The organism is Silanimonas algicola, from assembly GCF_054777375.1.
In genome coordinates, this window is the sequence record NZ_BAAHAS010000001.1 from 722,072 (window position 1) to 745,604 (window position 23,533).

General features: G+C 70.2%; 19 protein-coding genes. 7 read left to right on the top strand and 12 right to left on the bottom strand.

Annotation, left to right across the window (positions count from 1 at the left end; genetic code table 11):
* The first annotated feature begins 80 nt into the window (after positions 1 to 80).
* The 4 genes from ACYVAK_RS03465 to ACYVAK_RS03480 all read left to right on the top strand — a co-directional run bounded on the left by ACYVAK_RS03465 (position 81) and on the right by ACYVAK_RS03480 (position 3,616).
* Entirely contained in the window at positions 81 to 989 is a 909-nt protein-coding gene (locus ACYVAK_RS03465) for a phosphoribosylaminoimidazolesuccinocarboxamide synthase (RefSeq protein ID WP_461058001.1), read from the top strand.
* Positions 990 to 991: 2 nt separating this feature from the next.
* Positions 992 to 1,477 carry an Mpo1 family 2-hydroxy fatty acid dioxygenase gene (locus ACYVAK_RS03470; protein ID WP_461058628.1) on the top strand — a complete coding sequence of 162 codons (486 nt, stop codon included), beginning with the start codon at positions 992 to 994 and terminating at the stop codon, positions 1,475 to 1,477.
* On the top strand, positions 1,474 to 2,364 hold the full coding sequence (locus ACYVAK_RS03475; RefSeq protein WP_461058003.1) for a DMT family transporter: 891 nt from the start codon (positions 1,474 to 1,476) through the stop codon (positions 2,362 to 2,364). Before ACYVAK_RS03470 ends, ACYVAK_RS03475 begins: the two co-directional genes overlap by 4 nt.
* A 205-nt stretch (positions 2,365 to 2,569) precedes the next feature.
* Complete coding sequence (locus ACYVAK_RS03480) at positions 2,570 to 3,616, top strand: TerC family protein (protein ID WP_461058005.1); 1,047 nt, start codon at positions 2,570 to 2,572, stop codon at positions 3,614 to 3,616.
* A 103-nt stretch (positions 3,617 to 3,719) separates the two neighbouring features.
* Here ACYVAK_RS03480 and ACYVAK_RS03485 read toward each other — a convergent pair whose 3' ends face one another.
* The 5 genes from ACYVAK_RS03485 to ACYVAK_RS03505 form a co-directional block, all read right to left on the bottom strand.
* Positions 3,720 to 6,284: an efflux RND transporter permease subunit gene (locus ACYVAK_RS03485; RefSeq protein WP_461058007.1), complete on the bottom strand. Its 2,565-nt coding sequence runs from the start codon at positions 6,282 to 6,284 to the stop codon at positions 3,720 to 3,722.
* Positions 6,271 to 7,356: a WD40/YVTN/BNR-like repeat-containing protein gene (locus ACYVAK_RS03490; protein ID WP_461058009.1), complete on the bottom strand. Its 1,086-nt coding sequence runs from the start codon at positions 7,354 to 7,356 to the stop codon at positions 6,271 to 6,273. Before ACYVAK_RS03490 ends, ACYVAK_RS03485 begins: the two co-directional genes overlap by 14 nt.
* A 110-nt stretch (positions 7,357 to 7,466) precedes the next feature.
* Complete coding sequence (locus ACYVAK_RS03495) at positions 7,467 to 8,834, bottom strand: DUF1329 domain-containing protein (RefSeq protein WP_461058011.1); 1,368 nt, start codon at positions 8,832 to 8,834, stop codon at positions 7,467 to 7,469.
* Between the two features lie 20 nt (positions 8,835 to 8,854).
* Positions 8,855 to 10,882 (bottom strand): DUF1302 domain-containing protein, encoded by a 2,028-nt coding sequence (locus tag ACYVAK_RS03500; protein WP_461058013.1) that lies wholly within the window; start codon positions 10,880 to 10,882, stop codon positions 8,855 to 8,857.
* Positions 10,883 to 11,104: 222 nt separating this feature from the next.
* Positions 11,105 to 11,950, bottom strand: a complete 846-nt coding sequence (locus ACYVAK_RS03505) for a nucleoside-diphosphate sugar epimerase (protein ID WP_461058015.1) — start codon at positions 11,948 to 11,950, stop codon at positions 11,105 to 11,107.
* Positions 11,951 to 12,052: 102 nt separating this feature from the next.
* Between ACYVAK_RS03505 and ACYVAK_RS03510 the strand changes: the two genes are divergently transcribed.
* Positions 12,053 to 13,447 carry an SLC13 family permease gene (locus ACYVAK_RS03510; protein ID WP_461058017.1) on the top strand — a complete coding sequence of 465 codons (1,395 nt, stop codon included), beginning with the start codon at positions 12,053 to 12,055 and terminating at the stop codon, positions 13,445 to 13,447.
* 13 nt (positions 13,448 to 13,460) lie between these two features.
* Here ACYVAK_RS03510 and ACYVAK_RS03515 read toward each other — a convergent pair whose 3' ends face one another.
* From ACYVAK_RS03515 to ACYVAK_RS03530, 4 genes are read right to left on the bottom strand one after another with little or no spacing between them, the layout of a single operon-like run.
* Positions 13,461 to 14,270, bottom strand: a complete 810-nt coding sequence (locus ACYVAK_RS03515; RefSeq protein WP_461058019.1) for a hypothetical protein — start codon at positions 14,268 to 14,270, stop codon at positions 13,461 to 13,463.
* A 34-nt stretch (positions 14,271 to 14,304) separates the two neighbouring features.
* Positions 14,305 to 16,098, bottom strand: coding sequence for a dihydrolipoyl dehydrogenase (gene lpdA, locus ACYVAK_RS03520; RefSeq protein WP_461058021.1), 1,794 nt, complete (start codon positions 16,096 to 16,098; stop codon positions 14,305 to 14,307).
* A gap of 17 nt (positions 16,099 to 16,115) precedes the next feature.
* Positions 16,116 to 17,036 carry a carbon-nitrogen hydrolase family protein gene (locus ACYVAK_RS03525; RefSeq protein WP_461058023.1) on the bottom strand — a complete coding sequence of 307 codons (921 nt, stop codon included), beginning with the start codon at positions 17,034 to 17,036 and terminating at the stop codon, positions 16,116 to 16,118.
* Entirely contained in the window at positions 17,033 to 18,424 is a 1,392-nt protein-coding gene (locus tag ACYVAK_RS03530) for a dihydrolipoyllysine-residue acetyltransferase (protein ID WP_461058025.1), read from the bottom strand. The genes ACYVAK_RS03525 and ACYVAK_RS03530 overlap by 4 nt, the downstream gene beginning before the upstream one ends.
* Before the next feature lie 257 nt (positions 18,425 to 18,681).
* Between ACYVAK_RS03530 and ACYVAK_RS03535 the strand changes: the two genes are divergently transcribed.
* Positions 18,682 to 19,299, top strand: coding sequence for an OmpW/AlkL family protein (locus ACYVAK_RS03535; RefSeq protein WP_461058027.1), 618 nt, complete (start codon positions 18,682 to 18,684; stop codon positions 19,297 to 19,299).
* A gap of 112 nt (positions 19,300 to 19,411) precedes the next feature.
* Complete coding sequence (locus ACYVAK_RS03540) at positions 19,412 to 20,899, top strand: glycosyltransferase family 39 protein (protein WP_461058029.1); 1,488 nt, start codon at positions 19,412 to 19,414, stop codon at positions 20,897 to 20,899.
* A gap of 12 nt (positions 20,900 to 20,911) precedes the next feature.
* Here the strand turns inward: ACYVAK_RS03540 and ACYVAK_RS03545 are convergent, their stop codons facing one another.
* Genes ACYVAK_RS03545 through ACYVAK_RS03555 form a run of 3 tightly spaced genes read right to left on the bottom strand, consistent with a single transcriptional unit; the run spans position 20,912 to position 23,492 of the window.
* Positions 20,912 to 21,706: an NRDE family protein gene (locus ACYVAK_RS03545; protein ID WP_461058031.1), complete on the bottom strand. Its 795-nt coding sequence runs from the start codon at positions 21,704 to 21,706 to the stop codon at positions 20,912 to 20,914.
* Positions 21,697 to 22,224: a DNA-deoxyinosine glycosylase gene (locus ACYVAK_RS03550; protein WP_461058033.1), complete on the bottom strand. Its 528-nt coding sequence runs from the start codon at positions 22,222 to 22,224 to the stop codon at positions 21,697 to 21,699. The genes ACYVAK_RS03545 and ACYVAK_RS03550 overlap by 10 nt, the downstream gene beginning before the upstream one ends.
* A gap of 29 nt (positions 22,225 to 22,253) precedes the next feature.
* The gene (locus tag ACYVAK_RS03555) at positions 22,254 to 23,492 is read right to left on the bottom strand and encodes a glycerophosphodiester phosphodiesterase family protein (protein ID WP_461058035.1); all 1,239 of its coding nucleotides are present in this window, start codon (positions 23,490 to 23,492) and stop codon (positions 22,254 to 22,256) included.
* Positions 23,493 to 23,533: the final 41 nt, after the last annotated feature.

Consider the following 23,533-nt stretch of genomic DNA (forward strand, 5'->3'; position numbering starts at 1 on the left):
GCGGCGGATTCTAGCCTGCAGGCCGTGAGCGCCGGGGCGCGCCGCTACAATGGCCGCTTCCCCGCGCCGCCCTGCCCGCCGTGTCGACGACCCTGCACACCTCGAACCTCGCCCTGCCCCTGCGCCACCGCGGCAAGGTGCGCGACGTCTACGACCTGCCGCCGGGCCCGGACGGCCGCGGCCGCCTGCTGATGGTCGCCAGCGACCGCCTGTCGGCCTTCGACGTGGTGCTGCCCGACCCGATCCCGGGCAAGGGCGAGATGCTGTGCCAGATCTCGAACTTCTGGTTCGGCAAGACCGCCCACCTGATGCCGAACCACCTCACCGGCACGGACGTGGCCGACGTCCTCCCACCCGGCACCGATGCCGCGCTGTACGCCAAGCGCGCGGTGGTGACCCAGGCGCTGAAGCCGCTCCCGGTGGAAGCCATCGCCCGCGGCTACCTGATCGGCAGCGGCTGGAAGGATTACCAGAAGACCGGCCAGGTCTGCGGCATCGCCCTGCCCGCCGGCCTGCGTCAGGCCGAGCAGTTGCCCGAGCCGATCTTCACGCCCAGCACCAAGGCCGCCGTCGGCGACCACGACGAGAACGTGAGCTTCGATGCGGTCGTCGCCGCCATTGGCGGTGAACTGGCGGAGAAAGTGCGCGCGGCGACGCTGGCGATCTACCGCTTCGCCGCGGCCTACGCGCTGGAGCGCGGCATCATCATCGCCGATACGAAGCTCGAGTTCGGCCTCGACGCCGACGGCACCCTGGTGGTGATGGACGAGATGCTCACGCCCGACTCCTCGCGCTTCTGGCCGGCCGACACCTACGTGGTCGGCACCAGCCCGCCGAGCTACGACAAGCAGTACGTGCGCGATCATCTGGAGACGCTGGACTGGAACAAGGCCGCGCCCGGTCCCTCGCTGCCGGCCGAGGTCATCGCGGTCACGCGCGCCAAGTACGCCGAGGCGCTGCAGCGTCTGGCCGGAATCACCATCGACTGAACCTGCGCCCCGCGGAGACGCCCATGAGCCGCCTGCACACCCTGCTCGAGCACTACGGCCGTGACCACGAGAACGCGACGAACCAGGCGATCCACCTCGTCTGCGTGCCGCTGATCCTGTGGTCGATCATCGCGATGGTTTGGACGATCCCCGTGCCCGGCACCTGGTTCCAGCCCGGTGCGTTTGCCGGATTCCTGATGGCGACACTCGCGGCTTGGTACTTCCGCCAATCCCGCCCGCTGGGCCTCGGTGCCGCACTGGCTTTCGCGGGCGCCGGCGCCCTGTGCTGGGGCCTCGAGAACGCCATCGGCATGCGTGGCCTTTTCGTCACGGCGATCGTCGTGTTCGTGGCCGCGTGGATCGGGCAGTTCATCGGCCATCGCATCGAGGGCAAGCGCCCGAGCTTCTTCACCGACCTCGTCTACCTGCTGGTCGGCCCGGCTTGGACGCTCTCGAAACTCTACCGGCGCCTCGGCCTCCCGTATTGAACACCCTGCCCCCGCGCGATATCGGACTCGTCGCGATCGTCTGCGTCGTCTGGGCGATCAACTTCCTCACCTCGGCCTACGCCCTGCAGGAGTTCCCCCCCCTGCTGTTCACCGGCCTGCGGATGGCCGTGCTGGCGGCGGTGCTCTGGCCCTTCCTGAAGGCGCCGGCGCCCGGACAGTGGCCGCGCCTGCTGGGCATCAGCGTGGGCCTGGGCGTCATCCATTTCGGCCTGAGCTTCTGGGCACTGAAGCTCGCCGGTGATCTTTCTTCGGTGGCCATCGTCATGCAGAGCTACGTGCCGATGTCGGCGCTGCTGGCGTGGTGGCTCCTCGGCGAACGCTTTGCGTGGCGAACCGGGCTCGCGATCGCGGTGAGCTTCGCCGGCGTGCTTGTCCTGGGCTTCGACCCGCTGGTACTCGACCGCCCTGCCTCCCTGCTGCTGATGCTGTGCTCGGCCGGCTTCCTGGCCGTCGCGACCGTGATGATGCGCGGCTTGCAGGGCCAGACACCGTGGAGCCAGCAGGGCTGGCTCGCCCTGATCAGCGTCGGCCCGCTGCTGGCCCTGTCGTTCGTGATCGAAGGGCCGCTGACGCACCACCTTGCTGGAGGCACGTGGATCGGCTGGAGCGGCGTGGCGTACTCGGCCCTCGTGTCGTCCCTCCTTGGCCACGGCCTGTACTACGTCCTGGTGCAGCGCCACCCGGTGGCCCAGGTGACACCCTGGCTGCTGCTTGCGCCGGTGTTGGCCGTCGCCCTCGGCGTCGCCTTCTGGGGCGACAGGCCGGGGCCCAAGCTGTGGATCGGCGGAGCGATGGTGCTCGGCGGCGTCCTCGCCATCGCCCTGCGCGGCTGGCAGAAAGCACGCCAGAGCGTCGCGCGCGCCTGACCGGGGCACGACACCGCGCCCCGGTTCACCAGGGTTTCATGCCGCCCTCACGACAATGTGAAGGCGACTGCGGGCCCCTCTGGTCATGCGTGATGCATGGCGATGTCGGAGTCGTTCATCGATCCACCGGCCCGCCGCACGGACGCTCCATGCCTCGTCACGAGGCCGGGCATCGATGACCCATCGACCTGCCTTCGGAGTAATCATGGAACTGTTGACCGGCCTCTGGCTGGGCATGCCCGTCTGGGTGTGGCTCGCCTTCCTCGGCGCCGTCCTCGCCATCCTCGCCTTCGACCTCGGCGTCCTGCACAAGGACGCGCACGAGATCGACGTCAAGGAAAGCCTGTGGATGTCGGCGCTCTACATCGGCCTTGGCCTGCTCTGGGCCGTGGCCGTGTGGTTCATCTACTACGAGTACGGTGGCGACAAGGCCATCGACCCGCAGATCGCCTCGCTTCCCACCGCGGAGGCGAAGGCATGGGAGGCGACCAAGCTTTACCTCACCGGCTACCTGGTCGAGAAGGCGCTGGCGATGGACAACGTCTTCGTCATCTCGATGATCTTCACGTACTTCGCCGTACCGCGGATCTACCAGCACCGCGTCCTGTTCTGGGGCATCCTCGGCGTCATCGTGCTGCGCGCGATCATGATCGGCCTCGGCGCCGCGCTGGTGATGAATTTCTCGTGGATCCTCTACGTCTTCGCCGTGATCCTGATCGCCACCGGCGTGAAGATGCTGATGTCGATCGACGACGAACCCGACATCGCCAACAACCGCGTGCTGGCCTTCCTCAAGGGTCGCATGCGCCTCACGAACGAAATGCACGGAGAGCGCTTCTTCGTGAAGCAGCCGGACGCGAGCGGCAAGCTGCTCTGGTTCGCCACCCCGCTGTTCCTCTGCCTCGTGCTGGTCGAGATCGCCGACGTCGTGTTCGCGATCGACTCGGTGCCGGCGATCTTCGCGATCACCCCCGACCCGTTCATCGTCTACACGTCGAACATCTTCGCGATCCTCGGCCTGCGCGCGCTGTACTTCGCGCTGGCGGCGATGGTGCATCGCTTCCACTACCTGAAGTACGCGCTGGCGTTCGTGCTGATCTTCATCGGCGGCAAGATCTTCCTCGGCGACTGGCTGTTCGACGGCAAGGTGCCCGCCGAGATCAGCCTCGGCGTGACCTTCGGCCTGCTGGTCGGCGGCGTCGTGTATTCGCTGTGGAAGTCGCGCGACCCGGCACCCGTGCCGCGGGACTGAGCGCCTCCGGCGGTCCGGGAAACGACGAAGGGGCCTTTCGGCCCCTTCGTCGTCTTTGCTCCCACCGTCGCGCCCAGGCGAGACGGTGGCCCGGCCGCACGGCCTAAGCTGGCGGCGTCCACGTGTCCTTCTCGGTCGGGCGCAGCAGGAAGCGGCACAGCGCCGGAAGGAAGACGATGGCGGCCACCATGTTCACCACGAACAGGAAGGTGAGCATCAGGCCCATGTCGGCCTGGAACTTCAGGTCCGAGAGGATCCACGTGGCCACGCCCACCGCCAGCGTCAGCGCGGTGTAGAAGATGGCGATGCCCGTGGTCTTCAGGGCGATGAAGTAGCTCTCCGACAGCGACTTCCCCGAAAGCATCGCTTCACGCATGCGGGCGAAGATGTAGATCGCATAGTCCACGCCGATACCCACGCCAAGCGCCACCACGGTGAGCGTGTTGACCTTCATTCCGATGTCGAGCTCCACCATCAGCGAGTGGCCGAGCTCGGTCACGAGGATCAGCGGCAGCACGATGCAGGCGGCGGCGAGCGGATTCTTGAAGCTCAGCAGGCACATCAGGAACACCGCGGCGTAGAGCAGCCACAGCATGACGTGCTCCTGCTCGCGCACTTCGTCGTTGATCGCCGCCATCACGCCGACGTTGCCGGTGCCGATGCGCGGGTTGACGACGTTGAGCGCCGGCGCCGAGGGGTCGCTCATCGCGGCCATGTGCGCCTCGGCGAGCTTCTCGCGGATGCCGGTGCGGTCGAGGTCGGGCAGCGCGGCGTCGCCGGCGAGTCCGAGCACGGTGCGGATGCCGGCCACGTTCGCCGTTTCGGCCTCGCGGAAGGCCTTGATGGCCGTCACGACGCGGTCGATGGTCGTCGCCTTGTGGTCGGCGAGGAACACCGTCACCGGCATCACCGAGCAGTCGGCATTGAGCAGGCCGGTGTCGGTCTCGAAGCTCTGCGTGGCGGTGCGCAGGTTGTCCGGAACACGCGGCAGCTCGCGCCAGCGCACGTTGCCCTCGTTCCAGCCGGCACTGGCGATCTTCGCCGCCATCGGCAGGCTGATCACCTGCTGCACGCCCTCGACGTTGGCGAGGTGCCACGAGAGGCGGTCGATGACCTCCATCACGCGATAGTTCGTGCAGGCGTCCGGGCTGGTCTCGACGATGACGTTGATGGTGTCGATGCCGAGGGCGAAGCGCTGGGTGATCTGCGCGGCGTCCTGGTTGAAGCGTGATTCCGGGCGCAATTCGGCCACGCCGGATTCAGCATCGCCGATCATCACCTTGTCGCCATGGGCTTCGGCGAAGAACCAGATCGCCACGCCGGCGACGACGACGATCGCCGCGGCCCCTGGCTTCGAGAGCCGGGAGAGCACGGCCCAGATCTTGTCGAACTGGGTGAGCTGGCGCAGGCGGAACTCGCGCTTCTTCTCCATGTTTCGGAGCGTCGTGTAGCTCAGCAGCACCGGCAGGAGCACGAGGTTGGTGAGCACCGTCAGGCCCACGCCGACCGTCGCGGTGATGGCGAGCTCGCGCACCATCTGGATCTCGATCAGCATGATGGTCGCGAAGCCGATGCAGCCGGCCGCCAGCGCCACGGTGCCGGGGATCAGCAGCATGCGGAAGCTGGCCTTCGCGGCCTCAAGCGGGGAAATGCCCTGCCGCTGGCGCAGCTCCTCCGGACTGCCGTCCTCCATGCCGCCGAAGAAGATCTCGCCGCGGAATCGGTTGATCATCTGCTCGCCATGGCTGACGGCGATCGCGAAGATCAGGAAAGGCGTCAGCATGTTCATCGGGTCGATGCCGTAGCCCAGCAGGCGCAGCGCGCCGAGCATCCAGACCACGGCCACGAACGAGGCGAACACCGTCAGCGTCGCGAGCTTCGCCGACGTCGAGTAGATGAACAGCAGCAGCCAGGTGAAGGCGATGGTGATCGCGAAGAAGATCACCACCGAGGCGGCGCCGTCGGCGATGTCGTCCACCATCTTGGCGAAGCCGATGATGTGCACCGAGTACTGGTCGTTCTCGTACTTGGCACGGATTGCCTCCAGCTCGTCGCCGATGGCCTGGTAGTCGAGCTTGCCGCCCGGCGCTTGGTCCTCGGGGATCAGCTCGGCCCACACCATCGTCGCCGACCAGTCGCGCGCGACCAGGCGGCCGAGGATGTTCGCCTTGACGATGTTGCCGCGGATGCGGTCGAAGTCCTCCGGCGTGGCCGTGTAGCCCTCGACGTTCGGCGAGAAGGTGTCGGGGATGACGTTACCCCCCGAGAAGCCGTCCTCGACCACCTCGACGAAGCGCGTGTTCGGCGTGAACAGCGAACGCACGCGCGCGTCGTCCGTCGCCTCCATCGCCATGACGTCCTTGGTGACGTTCTCGAGCGTGGCCATGTAGGCCTGGTCGAAGATGTCGCCATCCTTCGCCACGACGGCGACGAGGACGCGGTTCGCGCCGCCGAACTCCGCCATGTACTCGACGAAGGTCGACATGTACGGATGCTCGCGCGGGATCTGCTTCATGAAGCCCGCGTCGACGCGGAGCTGGCTGGCGAAGAACGCCATCGCCACCGTCACGATGGCGAAGAACGCCATCACGATCCCGCGGTTGTTGAAGATCACGCGCTCCAGCGCGCGGTGGAAGGCGCTGTCGCCCGAGGAATTACCGAGCGCCATGGCGGTCCGCTCCCTTGTCGCCGATCAGGATGAGCCCGCCCGCGGCGTCGGGGATGGCGCCCGACAGCACCGGCGTTTCGCCGTCCGCGTTCTGGAAGATGGTGCGTTCGAACGGCGAGGCGCCGTCCGCACGCTGCAGGATGGTGCCTTCGTTGCCGACCAGCACGGCGCCGCCGCCGGACAACGCGGTACCGCCCATGAGGGCGACCTCGGTGCCCGTGTCGAGGCGGCTCCAGCTGTCGCCGCCGTCGGTGGACTCGTAGACGTTGCCGCGCAGCCCGAAGGCCATCACGTGGCCGGCGTCCCAGGCGACGATGCCGAACATCGAGCCCTCGTAGGGGAATTCAAGCCGCTGCCAAGTGTCGCCGTTGTCGCGGGAGCGGAACATCGCGCCACGTTCTCCGGCCAGGTAGAGCGTGCCACCGGCATCGCGGGCGATGGCGTTGAGGTGCGGATCGACTTCATCCTCGAGGACCAGGTCGTCCGCACTGAGGACACCGTTCTCGTCGAAGCCAACGCCATCGTCGTCCGTTTCGGCCGGGGGCGTGTCGGCGGGCAGGGCCTCGCCCTTGATCGACAGGGGGACCCATGACTGGCCGCCGTCGGTCGTGCGCAACAGGGTGCTGAACGCACCGACCGCGAAGCCGGTGTTCGCGTCGGCGAAAAGGAGATCGAGGATGGGCGCACCCTGCGAGGGCTCGAAACTCTCAGGATCCCAGACGTCGAGCCGCTGCCGCGTCCAAGTGTCGCCATTGTCGCTCGACCGCAAGATCACGCCCGAGTGGCCCGCGGCCCAGAGCTCGCCGTCGGCACTGGCCACGCTGGTCAGCGCGACACGCGTCGGCGAAGCGAGCTGGGTCCACTGCCCCGCGTCGTCGCCGCGCAGCACGATGCCATGCTCGCCGACGGCGAACAGGCCGGCGCTGGTCCGCACGAGGTCGAGCAACAGGGCCTTCGACGCCAAGGGGAGGATCTCGGCTGGCTGGACCGAAGGGTCGTCGGGCGGCGGTTCTTGGGCCGGCGCCGCGGTCGCCCACATCAGGGCGGCACCGAGGGCGAGGACGAGCGGCATCCGGGGTCGCGGTGAAGTCGGAATCATGAAACCCTCAAGAAAAACGGGCGGCGCCGTGAAGCGCCGCCCGCGGGAGAAACGCGCCACGCTGAAGGGCGTGGCGCGACGGATCAGCGGACGCCCGCGGCGCGCAGGTTCTGCGGCGAGAAATCCGCCGGCGTGGCCTGGAAGCCGAAGTCGTAGGGCCTGTCCTCTTCGTTGTCGAGCAGGCCGGCCAGGTAGCGACCCGACTTCAGGTCGTAATGGGCTTCGATGGTCGACCAGAACGTCGGCACCTCGTAGTAGTTGATCGACGGGGCTTCCGAAACACGCCAGATCGCGCCCTGGCCGTCGTAATGGTCGATGGCGAGGATCTGGTAGCTGTCCTCGTCGAGGTAGAAGGTGCGGCGGCTGTTGATGTGGCGCTGGCCGGCCTTCAGCTTCGCCTCGACGACCCACACGCGGTGCAGCTCGTAGCGCATGAAGTCGGGATTGAGGTGGCCCGGGCGGACCAGGTCGGCGACCTTGGTGTTGTTGCTGTGCGCCTTGTAGGAATTGTACGGAACGTACATCTCCTTCTTGCCCACGATCGTCCAGTCGAAGCGGTCCATCGCGCCGTTGAACATGTCGGTCATGTCATTGGTCGCGAGGCCGTCCGACGCGGTGGCCGGGTTGTCATAGGCCACGTTCGGGGCGCGGCGGACGCGGCGCTGGCCGGGGTTGTAGATCCACGCCTGGCGCGGAGCGGCGCTGGCGTTGAGCGTTTCATGCACCAGCAGCACCTGGCCGGCGAGGCGCGCCGGGCCGAGCACGTCCTGCAGGAAGTAGAGCAGGATGTTGTTGATGTTCTCCGTCGTGCTGCCGGGCTTGTAGTACAGGCCCATGATGCGTTCCTGCAGACGGATCATCGTGTACTGGCCGCCCGGAGTCGGAGCGACGCGATTCGCCCAGCGGCGGCCGGACACGCCCTTGTACTTGAGCTTGTGGTTCCAGATCAGCTCGTGGGCGCTCTGCGGCACCGGGAACGGAAAGCCCTCGGCGCAGTTCTGCACACCCTCGCCATTGGCGACCAGCCGGCACTGCGTGGCGTTCGTCTTGGTGAAGTCGTAGGTGCGCTGCGGGAACGAAGCCGAACGGCGCGTCGGATAGACGTCCATCCGGAAGGTCGGGTACCGCGCGAACATCGCTTTCTGCCCGGCGGTCAGGTTGTTGCCGTACTGGCCGACGTTGGCGCGGGTGATCTGGAACTTCGGCCGGTCGGCGGCGAAGGGATCCGGATGGAACATGCCGTTGCGGTAGCCCGCGGGCGGACGGGTGATGCCGCCTTCCCAGGCCGGGATCGTGCCCGCCGCGTTGCCGGCCTTCTCGGCACCCACCGGCGTGAGCGTCTGGCCCAACTGGGCCGCTTTCGCCGCATCGACCGCGGCGTTGGCGACGCTGGCCGACAGGGCCAGCGCGCCGAGGGTGGCTGCGAATGCAGCCTTGGTCGTCAATTTCATGCTGTTCCCTCCCAGGAGCATCAGAACGAGTAACGGACGCTGGCGGACGCGAAGTCGCGGTCGGCGATCTGGTTGTAGATGCCGCCACCGGAGAACGACGTGTAGGACAGGTCGAAGACCCACGAGTTCAGGTAATTGAACTCGGCACCCAACGTGAGCGACTTGCGGCCTTCGAGGAAGTTGCCGCCTGGGCCCGGCGAGATGCCCTCGACGTCATGGTTGAACGCGAGGCGCGGCGAGAAGGTGAATGCCGTGCCGAGGAAGCTGTTGTAGTCGGCGCGCGCCGCCAGGCGGTAGCCCCAAGAGAAGTCGGTGGGGAAGCCGCCGCCGAGCGTCTGCGGGTTGCGGGCGCAGCCGGCGAGTGCCGGATTGAAGACTGCCGGCAAGCCACCCGAGAGCGCCGCCGCGACGTTGGCGACGCTGCATCCGCCGCCGGTATCGGTGCCCTCGCCTTCGTAGCGGAGGCCGCCGTCGAGATCGACGTCGGTCCAGCCCACCTCGGCCACCGTGGAGATCTGGTCGGCCCCCAGCACCTGGCCGAAGACCTTGGTGAAGGTCATCTGCACCTGCGTCTGCGCGTGCTCGCGCCAGCCGCGGATCTCCTGGCCGAGCGCGGCCTGGCCCAGCTGGCTGCGGAACTCGTAGGCCGGCGGCGCGCCCTGGATACGGATGAAGGTGTTGAGCGGCGTCAGGGCGGCGAACAGCAGTTCGACGTCATCGATCTGGAACGGCGCGTTCGGGCGGTAGCTGACCTCACCCTGGAAAGCGATGCCGGCCGGCAGGTTCGTGTTCCAGCTCAGGCCGTAGAGCTGGATGTCCTCCGGATACTCCACGAAGAAGCGACCGGTGTTGGCCGACGGCCCCGTGACGGCACGACCGGACAGCAGCGGCAAGCGGCTGTGGTAGTTCATGAAGTAGAAACCGAATTCGGTTTCGTTGAGGTTCTCGGCGTACCAGCGCACGGCGCCGCCGTACTGGCCGTCGTCACGCGCGTTGCGGTTCGGCAGGCGCGCCACGGCGCCGCCGCAGCCGATGCCGGCGATGGTGGCATTGCTCACGCCCGGCGGCAGGCCGGTGAAGTTGAGGTCGGTGTTCAGCGGGCCGGTCGGGCCGCCGAAGCAGGTGGCGAAGAAGCGCTCCGGGTTGTTGACCGGCTGCGGCACCGTGCCGAAGCCGAGCATCACGTAGGTGCCACCCGGGGTCGCGAAGTCGTTCGCGCTGAAATAGGTCCCGGCGGCGTCGACCTCGATCTCCTCGAACTCGAACAGGTAGAAACCTTCGATCGCGACGTTCTGCGTCAGGTTGAACGACCCGTAGATCGCATCGACGGGCAGGAAGGCTTCCTTCAGCTCGGCGCCGGCGACGCGCAGCGCCGACAGGTCGACCGGGTTCACGGCGTTGATGCCGTTCTGGATGAAGGTGCTCTCGCCCCAGCTGATCACCTGGCGACCGAGGCGCCAGGTGCCGCTCTGCTCGCCGATGTTGAAGTCGCGGAAGATGAAGGCGTCGAGCAGGCGGAAGCGCTCGCCGATGCGATCCTTGGCCTCGGCGGTCAGGTCGGCGCGATCGGCGTTCTCGAAGTCGTAGAAGTAGGTGGCGCGCGTGAAGGCGCCCCAGTTGCGCCAACCGAGCTTCATCTCGGAGGTGATCTTGAAGGTGTTGGCGATCGCGTCGCCCTTGTCGTACTTCAGGTTGCCGTCATCGCGATTCACCGAGAAGCGGCCTCGCGCAGCGACCTGTGCCGCCGAGCCCGGGAAGCCCGAGGCGCAGGCCGGGAACGGATTCGTCGCGGAGGCCGGCGGCAGCGGAAGGATGCCCTGGTTCTGCGCGCAGATGAGCGGATTGAACTGGGCCTTGCCGATCAGGCCCGGATCCTGGTCTTCGGTGCGCCACGAGTAGCCGTAGGACACCGTGGTGTCGATCGTGCCGGTGAATTCGCCGCTACCGAACTCGAAGGCCTGGGCGGTCGGGGCCAGCAGCGCCAGGCCGACGGCGGCAGCCAGCGGAGCGAGCGCGATGCCGCCGCGCAGGTGGGTTTTGGACTTCATCAGGACTTCCTCGGGACAGGACCAGTGACAAGGCGACCCCCGGGGCCTCCGGGGAGGGGGCTCGATCTCCCGACCTCGCCAGCATGGGGCGCGGGGCGCACCGGGCCGACTAGATCAAAAGCTCGAAAGTGACGACGACCCCATCTTAAGAGTCCGTTAGGAAAAGGCAATGCTCCGGCGTATGGGCGCCGCGCTGCGGCGCAACATGCCGAGACGGCGTGCTCAACCCGGGAAGTCGGCGAGCGTGGGCACGAAGCGGCGAGGCGCCCATCCGAAGGCGTCGCGGGCCGCGCGGTCGTCGAAGACGAGGTCCTCGGCGAGGCGTGAGGCCCACCCCCGGAGTCCCGGGTGCACCCGGCCAGCGAAGGCCACCCAAGGCCATGCCAGCGGCACCGCCCGGCATCGCGGCGCCGCCGCGGCCACGCTGCGCCACAGCATTTCACCGAAGGCGACCGACTCCCCGCCGGGGAGGTCGAACGCCCCGCCCGCCGCGACGTCGGCCGCCAGCGCCGCCACGGCGACGTCGGCGAGGTCGAGGGCATGCACCGGCTGGCGCAGCCCCGGCGCCCCCCGCGGCAGGGGCAGCACGGGCCAGCGCCGGGCGAGGTCGACGACCCGGCTCAGCGTCGCGTCGCGTCCCATCCCCCAGACCAAGGTAGGGCGCAGGACCGTGCAAGCGACACCTCGTGCCCTGCAGGCCGCGGACAAGGCGGCCTCGGCCGTGGCGAGGCGGGCGGCGACATCGCGCTCGGCTGGATCGGGAGAGCCCGCCTTCACGTGGACGCTGGTCGATCCGAAGGCGACGATGCGGCCGGCACGCACCCGCCCCGCGGCGACGGCACGCGCGAACGCGTCCAGCGGACCGAGGCTGAGGACGGCATCGAAGGGCCGTGGGTCGTCGAAGCTGTCGAGGTCGCCATGCCGCCAGGCGATGCCCTCGTCGTCGCGCGACGCCGTCGCGACGGGACGCCGTGACGGAGCGAGGACCGGCGACGGCAGGCCGCGCCGGCGCAGCGCGTCACCCAACTGGCCGCTGAGGCCGAAGACAAGAAGCGGTGGACGACGCACGGCGTGACCCTCGGAAGCAGGCGCGAGGATGCCACGGTGCACCGCGCCGGTGCCGGGTGCGTGCGATGCTCCGCGCCGACCGAACAGCTCGAAAGACGCCCGATGGCCGAGACCCCCGCATCACCGCCCGGACGCTCCTGGTCCCTGCTGATCGTCCCTGCCGCCGCGCTCGTGGCTTACCTTGCGTTGCTCGCCTACGGTGCAACGCACGCCCTCGCGTTCACCGCGGCGCTGACGTGCTGGTGCGCGGGGTGGTGGGTGCGCGAGCCGGTCGCCCCGGCCGTGACCGCGCTCCTGCCGCTCGCCCTCCTGCCCATGGCCGGCCTGCTCACGCCGCAACAGGTGGCGCAGGCCTACGGAAACGAGCTGATCCTGCTGCTGCTCGGCGGTTTCGTGCTGTCGATGGCGGTGGAGAAGAGCGACGCACACCGGCGCCTTGCGCTCGGCATGGTGCGCGCGGTCGGCGGCGGCTCGGGGCGCGCCGTGCTCTGGGGCTTCATGATCGCGGCCGCCGGCTTGAGCATGTGGATTTCGAACACCGCGGCCACCCTGCTGCTGCTGCCCGTGGCGTTGGCGGTGCTGGCCGACTACCGCGACGCTCGCTTGGGCGCGCCATTGATCCTCGGCATCGCCTATGCCGCGAGCATCGGCGGCCTCGGCACGCCGGTGGGCACGCCGCCCAACCTGGTCTTCATGGGCGTCTACGAGGAAACGACGGGCAAAGCCTTCGGGTTCGCCGACTGGATGCTGATCGGCGTACCCATCGTGCTGGTGCTCGTTCCGCTGATGGCGCTGTGGCTCGGACGATCTCTGGGCGGCACGCCACGCGCGGCGCTGCCGGACCTGCCCGCGTGGTCGACGGCGGAGCGTCGCGTGCTGGCCGTTTTCGCGGTGACGGCTGCCGCCTGGGTGTTCCGCGAATTGCCATTCGGCGGCTGGAGCGCCTGGCTGGGCCTGCCGCAGGCGACCGACGCAAGCGTCGCGCTGTGCGGCGCCTTGGCGATGTTGCTGGTCAGTGACGGCCGTGGCGCGCGCGTGATGGCGTGGAAGGACGCCGAGCGCCTGCCGTGGGGGGTTCTCGTCCTTTTCGGCGGCGGAATCGCGCTGTCGATGGCCTTCCAGTCGAGCGGCCTCAGCGACCTCATCGCCATGGAGCTGCGTGGCCTCGCCGCCCTCCCCCTGCTGCCGATGCTCCTGCTCATCGTCGCCAGCGTGGTGCTGCTCTCCGAGATCGTGAGCAACACCGCCACGGCGGTGCTGCTGATGCCGATCATGGCCAGCGTCGCCATCGCCATCGACGTCGATCCGGCGCTGTTGATGTTCCCAACCGTGATGGCCGCGAGCATCGGATTCATGCTGCCCGTCGCGACCGCGCCGAACGTCATCGCTTACGGCTCCGGCCGGGTGCCCGCGCAGCGGATGCTGAAGGAAGGCGCCGTGATGGACGTGCTGGGTGTCGTGGTGGTGTGCGCCGTCTGCTACGCGATGTTCCGCTAGACCGCGCCGACGATCAGGCCCGGAAACGCGCGACCGTGGCGAGGAGCCCGAGCGTGGCGGCGAGCAGCACGAGGCCGAGGCCGCGACCCAAAGGCCTGGTCGGCACGGCGACGGCAGCGAGCAGGCCCAGCAGCGCGAGGCCCTGCGGCAGCGGGTGCGCAAGCAGGGACAGGTCGAGCGCGGGTCTCGCCTCGAGGAAAGCACCGACGCTGGCGACGAGCACGAGCATCGAGCCGCCCCCCAGGATCGCGGCATAAGCGGCCGCCGCATCGCCAAAACGGGCGTTGAAGGTGGCGACGATGGCCACCGCGGCACCGATGCCAAGCATTGCCGACAGGGTAAGTGCCCCCCCGTCGCCGATGCCCGGAACGGGGGCGAAGAACGGCGCGCCAGCCAGCAGGCCGCGTGCGCCGAGCGCCAGCAGGATCGCACCGAGCGCGAGTCGGAACAGATTGCGCGCCCACCCCCCGCGGCTGGCCGCGAACTCGGCCAGCTCCGCTTGCGCCCTGTCGCCGTCGAGCATCCGCCATGGACGCACGCGCAGCACGACGCCGGTGCTGATCAGCAGGCCGGCGGCGCCGACGCCGAGCGTGCCGAGCATCGCGCCGTGCGCGGCGACGGCGGAGACCGCCGGGCCCTGCCACGCGGCGGCACCGGCGATAAGCGCAAGGCCTGGCAAGGCATAGCCCACGCCGACCAGCACGAGGCCGGCGGTGAGCGCCGAAGCACCCGCCTGCTGGACGAGTCCGGACAGGCCCTTGGTGGCGGTGTCCGTGCCCAGCAGCAGCGCGATCAAGCCGCCGAGGAGGTAGAGGAATTCCATGGGCGTCACCTCGGGGCGGCGCAGGGACGGGCGCTTACTTCTTCTTCGGGAGGTAGAGGTCGGTGATGGTGCCTTCGGCCACTTCCGCCGCCATCGCCACCGTTTCGATCAGCGTCGGGTGCGGGTGGATCGTGTGGCCGATGTCGCCCACTTCCGCACCCATCTCGATCGCCAGCGCCACTTCGCCGATGAGATCACCCGCATTCGTGCCGACGATCCCGCCGCCGATGACGCGATGCGTTTCCGCATCGAGGATGAGCTTGGTGAAACCTTCGGTGCGGCCGTTGCCGATGGCGCGGCCCGAGGCCGCCCACGGGAACTTGCCGACCTCGATGGCGAGGCCCTTGGCCTTTGCTTCGGTTTCCGTGACGCCGACCCACGCCACTTCCGGATCGGTGTAGGCCACCGACGGGATCACGCGCGCGACCCACTCGCGCTTCTCGCCGGCGGCGACTTCGGCCGCGAGCTTGCCCTCGTGCGTGGCCTTGTGCGCGAGCATCGGCTGCCCGACGAGATCGCCGATGGCGAAGATGTGCGGCACGTTGGTGCGCATCTGGCGGTCGACGGGAATGAAGCCGCGCTCGGTGACGTGCACGCCAGCCTTCTCGGCCGCGAGCTTGCCGCCGTTCGGGCTGCGACCCACCGAGACCAGCACGCGGTCGAACACCGCGCCGGCCGGGACCTTCTCGCCTTCGAAGCGCGCGTGCAGGCCGTCGGGCTTCGCCACGACCTCCGGCACCTTGGTGTTGAGGTGCACGGCCACGCCGCGGCTCTTGAGCAGGTCGGCCAGCGGCTTGACGAGGTCGAGGTCGGCGCCCGGCATCAGCTGCGGGCCGAGTTCGACCACCGTGACCGCGCTGCCGAGGCCGGCATACACGCAGGCCATCTCGAGGCCGATGATGCCGCCGCCGACGACCAGGAGAGTCTTGGGGATATCAGCGAGCTGCAGCGCGTCGGTGGAATCCATCACGCGCGGGTCGCCCCAGGGGAAGCCCGGGAGCTTCACCGGCTGCGAACCGGCCGCGATGATCGCCTTCTCGAACGCGAGGCGCTGCGTGCCGTCGGCGCCGACGATGTCGAGTTCGTTCGGCGAGACGAAGGTGGCGGTGCCCTGGAGCACGCGCACCTTGCGCTGCTTGGCCATGCCGGCGAGGCCCTTGGTGAGCGTGCCGATCACCTTCTCCTTGTAGCCGCGGAGCTTGTCGATGTCGATCTTCGGCGCACCGAAGCTCACGCCGACGGCGTCCATGTGCCTCGCTTCCTGGATCACGGCCGCCGTGTGCAGCAGGGCCTTCGAGGGAATGCAGCCGACGTTGAGGCAGACGCCGCCGAGCGTCGGGTAGCGCTCGATCAGCACCACGTCGAGGCCGAGGTCGGCGGCGCGGAAGGCGGCGGTGTAGCCGCCCGGGCCCGCGCCGATCACGACGACCTGGCAGCGGTGGTCGGCGGCTTTGCCGTCGCTGGCCGCGGCCTTCGGGGCCGGTGCGGCAGCCGGCGTTGCCGCAGGGGCAGGCGTCGCTGCCGGCGCTGCGGGAGCGGGAGCTGCCGCGGGCTTCGGTGCCGTGGCGGGCACGGCGGCGGCACCGGCCTCGGCGACCTCCAGCGTTGCGATCACGTGGCCTTCGGAGACCTCGTCGCCGAGCTTCACCTTCAGCGCGGTGATCACGCCGGCGGCCGGCGACGGCACTTCCATCGTCGCCTTGTCGCTTTCGAGGGTGACAAGGCCCTGGTCCTTCTTCACCGTGTCGCCGGGCTTCACCAGCAGTTCGATGACGGGAATGCCGGCGCTGCCGCCGATGTCGGGAACCTTGACGTCAATGCTGGCCATGGGTGTTCTCTCTTGGATCAGGCGCCGCGCAGGGCGGCATAAAGATCGGGACGACGGTCGATGAGGTTGCGGACGCTGCCGCGCTCGCGGGCGCGCACGAGCGCGGCGCCGTCGAGTTCGGCGACCAGCAGCTGGGCGACGTTCGGCGTGGCGGCCTTGGCCACGCCGTCGGCGGCGAAGGCGCTGATGGCGTCGTCGCAGGGCGTGAGCACGGCGGACTCGGCGTACTGCTGGTCGAAATTGGCCACCCCGGGGCAGAAGCCGGTGTTGCCGGCGGTGACGACGTACACCTGGTTCTCGACGGCGCGCGCCTGCGCGCTGTGGCGCACGCGCAGATGACCGCCGCGCAGATCGGTGCAATAGGGAATCGCGAACAGCCACGCGCCGGCATCGACCTGCGCGCGACCCAGCTCGGGGAATTCGCTGTCGTAGCAGATCTGCACGCCGACCTTGCCGACCGGCGTGTCGACCGGCGCGACGTCGCGGGCCTCGCCGCCCTCGACCGCCCAGCTGCCGGCCTCGCTCGGGGTGATGTGCAATTTGTCGCGGCGCTGCAGCGCGCCGTCGGGCGTGGCGACCCAGCAGACGTTGCGCGGGCGGCCGTCGATCCACGTCAGGTGCGTGCCACCCACCAGCGTGAGCCGGTGCTGCTTCGCCAGCGCGGACAGCAGCGCCGTCCACGCCGGCGTGTGGGCGGAGAGGCGATCCAGCGCTTCGGCGGGGCCGAGACGCGTCGGTTCGGCGCTGAGCAGCTGGCAGGTGATCAGCTCCGGCACCACCAGCAGCTCGACGCCGTAATCGGCCGCCACGCGCACCCACTCGGCGAACTCGCCGGCGAAGTCCTCGAAACCGGACACGCGGCGCTGCGCCCACTGCAGCGCGCCGACCGTGGCGCGCGCCGGAACGGCGTCGGACCCGGGCGGCAGCGGCGCGGTCACAGCAGCAGGCGGCGCAGGTCGCCCAGCGACTTGGCGAGGAAGCTGGTGAAGCGGGCGGCGTCGGCGCCGTCGATCACGCGGTGGTCGTAGCTCAAGCTGAGCGGCAGCATCAGCCGCGGCGCGAAGTCCTTGCCGTTCCACACCGGCTTGGTGCTGCTGCGCGACACGCCGAGGATCGCCACTTCCGGCGCGTTGATGATCGGCGTGAACGCGGTGCCACCGATGCCGCCCAGCGAGCTGATCGAGAAGCAGCCGCCCTGCATGTCGGCGGGGCCGAGCTTCTTGTCGCGCGCCTTCTTGCTGATCTCGCCGAGCTCGCGGGCGAGGTCCAGCAAGCCCTTCTGGTCGCAGTCGCGGATCACCGGCACCACGAGGCCGTCCGGCGTGTCCACCGCGATGCCGATGTGGAAGTAGCGCTTCAGCACGAGGGTGTCGCCGTCGAGCGAGGCGTTGAACTTCGGGAAGGCCTTCAGCGCGGCGACTGCGGCCTTGATCAGGAACACCAGCGGCGTGACCTTGGTGTCCTTGCTCTCCTCGCCGAGCTGCTTGCGGAAGGCCTCCATCTCGGTGATGTCGGCTTCGTCGAACTGCGTGACGTGCGGGATCATCGCCCAGTTGCGGGCGAGGTTCTGGCCGGAGAGCTTCTGGATGCGCGACAGCGGCTGTGTCTCGACCAGACCGAACTTGGCGAAGTCGACCTTCGGCCACGGGATCAGGTTCAAGCCGCCGCCACCACCGGCCACCGGCGCGGCCATCGGCACGCCCTCGCTCATCACCTTCTTGACGAAGGCCTGCACGTCCTCCTTGGCGATGCGGCCGGCGCGGCCACTGCCCGAGACTTTCGAGAGGTCGACGCCGAGTTCGCGCGCGAACACGCGCACGGCCGGCGAGGCGTGCGGCACCTTGTCGGGCAGCAGCGATTCCGCGGTGAAGGCGATCGGCGGCGTGCTCGGCGGCAGGGCCTCCGGATCGACGCCGGGCGTGGTCGCGAGGGCCGGCGCCGGCGTGGCCGCGAGAGCAGGCGACGGCGCGCGCTCGGCGACCGGCGCCGCGGGGGCAACGGGAGCAGGACTCGCGACCGGTGCCGGCGCGGGCTTGGCCGCGGGCGCCGGCAGCGCGGCGGCGGGGGCCGGTGCGGCCGCGCCCTCGTCCACCTCGATGCGCGCGACGACGTGGCCTTCGCTCAAGGCATCGCCCAGCTTCACCGTGATCTCGCGGACGATGCCGGCGAAGGGCGCCGGCACCTCCATCGTGGCCTTGTCGGACTCGAGCGTGACCAGCCCCTGGTCCTTCTTCACCCGGTCGCCCACGGCGACGAGCACTTCGATGACGGGAACGTCGCTGCTGTTGCCGAGGTCGGGCACCTTGGCGTCGCGGATATCGGCCATGTCCCCTCCGAGGGACGCAAACAAGACCCTCATTCTGGCCTTGGAGCCCATGGGGCGCCATCCCCGCCCGGCCCGAGGGCGCCACCAACGGGCCGAATACGTTTACAACCGGCCCGATTCACGCGGCGCGGACGCGCCCTTGCCATCCCGAGGACGAAACCTTGGCGCTCGCTGCACCGCGTCATGCGCAGTCTTCCGCCGGCCGCGGCGCTCCCGCCGCGCAGCCCCCACCCCAATACCCAACAAGGATGCCCCTCATGCGCTCCACCCTCGCCCTCATGTCGATCGCCATCGCCGCCGCGCTGGCTTCCACCACGGTCTCCGCGGAGGGCTTCGCCCTGCGCGCCGGTGCCGCCAACGTCAACCCGAAGTCGGACAACGGCACGCTGGCGGGCGCCGCGGCCTCGATCGACAGCGACACCCAGGCGGTCGTCGGCGCCTCGTACTTTTTCGACAACGGCATCGAGCTGACCTTCGACATGCCGGTGGGCAAGTTCGAGCACACCGTGACCCTCGCCGGCCTCGGCGAGGTCGTCGCACTCAAGCACCAGCCCATCAGCCTGGGCGCCAACTGGCACTTCCTCGGCGGCAACGACGGCGGCTTCAGCCCCTATGTCGGCCTCGGCTACAACTGGACCTCGCTGTCCGACGTGCGCGGTATCAACGCGCTCGCCGGCGCACCGGTGGACGTCGATGACTCGAATGGCCTGACGGCCACGCTCGGCGCCGACTTCCTCGCCAGCGACCGCTGGTTCGTCCGAGGCGAAGCGCGCTGGATCGACTTCGACTCCGAAGCGACGCTGGCCGGCGCCAGCATCGGCACCGCGAACGTCGACCCGTGGGTGTACTCGTTGCAGGTCGGCCTGCGCTTCTGACGCCCCCCTCGCGAAGATCGACGCCGCGGCCCGTACGGGCCGCGGCGTCGGCGTTTCCTGGGGTCGGCGCTGGCACACTGTCGCCCTGTCCGCGCGCCCGACCCGTGACCCGATGACCTTCGCCCGACGCCCCGCCCTGTTCGTGCTGCTGCTCGCCGCGGCCCTGGTGCTGCTGTTCCAGGGCACGCGGTCGCTGTGGGACCCGGACGAGGGGCGCTTCACCAACGTCGCGCTGACCATGCTCGATTCGGGCGACTTCATCAGCCTGCACCGGCACCCCGAGACCTTCCATTTCACCAAACCCCCGGTGACGTACTGGGCGATCGCCGCGAGCGTCGGGGTCCTCGGGTGGAACGAGTGGGCCGCGCGCCTTCCGAATGCGCTGGCCTTCCTCGCGGTGGTGGCCCTCCTGCTGCGGATCGGGCGGCATTTCGCCCCGCAACGGCCGTGGCTGCCGGCCCTGATCTACGCGACCCTGCCGGTGCCCCTGCTCGCCGCGCACGTCGTGACCACGGACACGATGCTGGCGGCCACCACCACGCTGGCGTTCGCCTGCTACGCGATCGCCCGCTTCGAGCACCGCCCGGCGTTCGTGCTGGCGATGTGGGCCGCGTTCGGCCTCGCCTTCATGACCAAGGGGCCGCCGGGCCTGCTCGGTCTCGCGGGCATCCTGCTCTTCCACCGGCTGCAGCCGGGCGGTCCGCGCCTGTTCCCGCCGCTGGGCCTCCTGCTGTTCGTCGCGGTCGGGTTCACGTGGTACGCGGTGGTCGTGCACCGGCACGAGGGCCTGCTGGGCTACTTCCTCGGCTACGAGGTGGTCGCGCGCATCGCGACGGCGACGCATGACCGCCACCCGGAATGGTGGGGAGGCTTCTACGTCTACGGCCTGACCCTCGGCCTCGGGCTCCTGCCGTGGTGGCCGTGGGCCTTGGGCGCCGCGCGCAGGATCGGCCTGCGATGGCGGGACGCGGAAGCACCGACGCGGCTCCTGCTCTGCTGGATCGGCGTCGCGCTCGTGGTCTTCATGCTCGCGAAGTCGCGGCTTCCGCTCTACGTGCTGCCGCTGTTCGCCCCGCTGGCCCTGCTGATGGGCCGGGCGCTCCAGGACGCCCCCTTCGGGGCCGCGAGGAAGGCCGCCATCGCCACGCTCGTGGCCCTCGTCATCGGCATCAAGGGCCTCGCAGCCTACAAGCTCGAGATCGCGGACGCCCTGCCGGACCACCTCGGTGAACGCATGGCGGTGCACAAGGACGCGCGCGTCTGGGCCGAGGGCCTGGCCGCGCTTGGCGTCGCGCGCCCGACCGAGGTGTGCTTCGTCGAGGACATGGCGCGCTACGGCCTCCACCTCTACACCGGCGCGGCGATCCAGCGCATCGCCTTCGAGGGCGATCCAGCGGCGCGCCCGCTGTCCGATTCGAGCTTCGACGACCTGCTGGCCGACGACCTGCGCGAGGCCGGGGTGGAGGCGCGCGTGTACGTCATGCGGCCCTGGGCGGAAGACCGCTTCCGCTCGATCGCCGGATCGGAAGGCTGGCGGCCCGTGCGGCTGGGCATGATCCGCGACCGCGTGGTCTACCGTCTGGAGCGCTCGACGCCCTGAGTCGACGGCGGATCAGCGCCCCCCGTGGCGCGGCAGCCACGCCGCGCTCCGCCCCGCCTCGAGCCCCCCGGGGCCGAAGCGCCGCTCCTCGAACCACAGCCCGGCGTCGTCGACCAGCACCACCGTGCTGGCGCGCGTGCCGTAGTCCTCGCCGACGATGAAGGCCGCCGAGAGCCGACGTTCCCAGTCGAGCGGCACGCCGGTCGATGGCAACGCCTCGTCCGGCGCACGGGTCGGGTCGGCGAGCGCGGCGAAGAGCGGCGTGAGCAGGGTGTCGTCCTCGCGCGGATCGGCCGGCGGGGCCGCGGCCACCCAGGCGTCCAGCCGGAGGCGCAGGGCCTCGGCTTTCGGCCACGGCGCATCGAGGTGGGCGTTGGACAGGGCGTGCAGGGCCGGGGCGGGAAGGACCCGGCCGTGCGGCGCCGGGTGGTTGCCGGCCACGTGCAGGGCACCGTCCCAGAGCAAGAGGTTGAAGCGGCCGTAGTCCGCCGCCCGGGGCGCGAGCGCCTCGAGGTACTCGGCGGCCGACGCCGGTCCCTGCAGGAAGCCCCGCACCAGGTCGCCGCGCGAGCGCGGCGCGCTCTCCGGCCGCCCGAGCCGGACGTTGGTCACCGCGGCGACGCGGCCACGCGCATCCACCTGCAGCCAACCGCCACCGGCCACGAGGTCGACGCCGCCGAATCGGGTACCCGCCTCGTCGAGGGGGCCGGCCGGCGCGGTCGGCCGGGCGTGGACCTCGTCGCGATTGCCCGCGAGCACGAAGCGCCAGCGCGGATGCCGGTCGACGGCCACCGCGATCAGGCACATGGCGAACGCTCCATGGCCTCGGCCAACGCGCGCCACGCGTCGCGTTTCGCCTCGAACGCGAGCGCCGCGTGCGCGGGGCTGGTGGACGGCAGGCGCAGGACCGCCGGCCCACGGCCAAGGCGAGCCAGTCCCGGCGCGACATGCCGCTCGAACAGCCGCACCGCGGTGCCGCCGTTGAGCGCGAGTACCGCGATGCCCGGCCTTGCCGCGACCAGGCCCGCGATGTCGTTCGGGCGCTCGCTGCCGGGGACGATGGCGGCATCGAGGCTGCCGGGCCGCACGCAGGCGGCCAGCACGTCCCACAGCCCCACGCCACGGGCATTCAGGGCCTCGATCCGCGCCTCGTACGGCGCATCGCCCTGCACGCCGAACAGCGCCGCCATCAGCGGCCAGAAGGCATTGCGCGGATGCGCGTAGTACTGGCCGGCCCGCAGGGAGGCGACGCCGGGCATCGAGCCCAGCACGAGGGCGCGGGGCGCGGCGCCGAGGCGCGGCGGCAGGGCGGACAGGACCGTCATGCCGCGAGGATAGCGGCCCGCCGGCGGGCTCAGTGCGGCGAGGTCGCCTCGGCGGCCATCGCCTCGCGGACGCCGACGGCCAGCGCCGGCTGGTCGGCGAAGATGCCGGTGATGCCGGCGGCGACGAGGGCGCGCAGCTGCGTTTCGGGCGACTGCTCGCGGCCCTCGGCGTCGAGGAAGCGGTACGTCGGCTCGGCGCGCAGCGTGTAGGCGTGGACCGCGAAGCCGAGCCGGCGCGCCTCGGCCAGCCACGGTGCGGGACCGGCCCCGAGGCGGGGTCGCGGATCGGCAGCCCCCGGCGGGGCCGGCACGGCCTGCAACAGCGACGCGGCCCAGGGGCCGAGGGCATCGACCTCGGCGCGCAGCGCCGCCAGCGCCGCCGGGCGGACGAGGTCGCCATAGGTCGTGCGGGCGCCGAAGCCCGGGACCGCCGCGGCCAAGGCCCCGTAGCGGGCCGCGAGGGCGTCGCCCTGCGTCGCGTGCCAGACCAGGTCGTAGGGCTGGCCGAAATTGGTGGTGGCCGGATCGCTGCGGCCGCTCGTGTCGCCGACGAGGAAGACCAGCGTCGCGTCGATCCCCGCGCGCGGCAGCAGGACGTGGCGCAGGCGCCGGAGGTTGTCGATCTCGAAGCTCTGGATGAACACCCGCGCCGGGTCGGTGAACCCGGCGGCCACGAGCGCGTCGACCAGCATCGCGCTGGTGTCGAGCGCGATCGGCGTGCCGTCGAGGTGCCGGCCCTCGTGGAGGAAGTACGTCGGGTGCTTGGTCTCCGGGTACACGCCGATGGGGCGCCCGAGCCGCTCGCCCTCGGCCTTCGCCAGCGCCAGCACCTCGGCGAAGGTGGCGATGCCGAAGCGACCGTCGAAGGCGGCGCTGGCGGGACGCTCCGTGGGCCGGGTTTCCCGCGCGCGCAGCGTGCGCAGTTCGGCCAGCGTGAAGTCCTCGGTGAACCAGTCCTCGATCCACACGCCGTCGACGCGCTTGCGCGCCTTGCGCCCGGCGAACTCGGGCCGGCCGGCGACGTCCGTGCTGCCCGACAGCGCGTTCTCGTGCCGCGCCACCAGCACGCCGTCGCGGGTGGGCACGAGGTCGGGCTCGATGACGTCGGCGCCCTGCGCGATCGCGAGGCGGTAGGCCTCGAGCGTGTGCTCGGGGCGCTCGCCGGACGCACCCCGGTGGGCGATGACGAGGAAGGCGGGCGCGGCGAAGGCGGGCATCGCGGCGAGCATAAGGCCGCAGAGGGCCGGCAGGAGACGGGACGGGCGCATCACGCCAGCCTGCCGCGCGCGCGTGTCGGCGGCGTGACGCG